1 protein-coding gene is annotated in these 668 nt (G+C 66.6%); it reads left to right on the top strand.

The annotated features are described in order from the left end of the window. Nucleotides 1-661: IS30 family transposase (locus tag PV350_RS46885; RefSeq protein WP_500339342.1), on the top strand; the 661-nt coding region annotated here is incomplete at its 5' end. Between the last annotated feature and the right edge of the window lie 7 nt (nt 662-668).

Below are 668 nucleotides of genomic sequence, written 5' to 3'. Positions count from 1 at the left end.
CCTGCGCACCGGGCGGGCACTGCGCGTCCCGCGCGCCCGCACCCAACGCAAAGCCTGGGCCCACGTCTCGCCCGAAGTAATGATCAGCAAGCGCCCGGCCGAGGCCGAAGACCGCGCCGTCCCCGGGCACTGGGAAGGAGACTTGATCATCGGGCTCAACCGGTCTGCGATCGGCACGCTGGTCGAGCGGACCACCCGGTTCACCATGCTGGTCCACCTGCCCCGAGAGGAGGGATACGGCACGATCCCACGGACCAAGAACGGACCCGCTCTGGCCGGCTATGGCGCCCTGTCGATGAACAAGGCACTCACACCGGTGATCACAACGCTGCCCGAGCAGCTCAGGCGATCGCTGACCTGGGACCGCGGCAAGGAGTTGTCCCAGCACGCGCAGTTCAGGCTCGAGACCGGCGTCGCGGTCTACTTCGCCGACCCGCATAGTCCTTGGCAGCGAGGGACGAACGAGAACACGAACGGGCTTCTCCGCCAGTACTTTCCCAAGGGAACTGACCTCTCCAGGTGGTCGCCCGACGAACTCCAGGCCGTGGCCCACGCCCTCAACAGCCGTCCCCGCAAAACACTCGGATGGAAGACCCCGGCCGAGGCACTCAACGAACACCTACACTCGGCCCAGAAGACCGGTGTTGCGACGACCGGTTGAATCCGCC

The sequence above is a fragment of the Streptomyces sp. PA03-6a genome (assembly GCF_033792765.1).
Taxonomy (GTDB): Bacteria; Actinomycetota; Actinomycetes; order Streptomycetales; family Streptomycetaceae; genus Actinacidiphila.
Note: the sequence above shows the minus strand (reverse complement) of the source record. Positions and strands in the feature narration are given on the sequence as shown.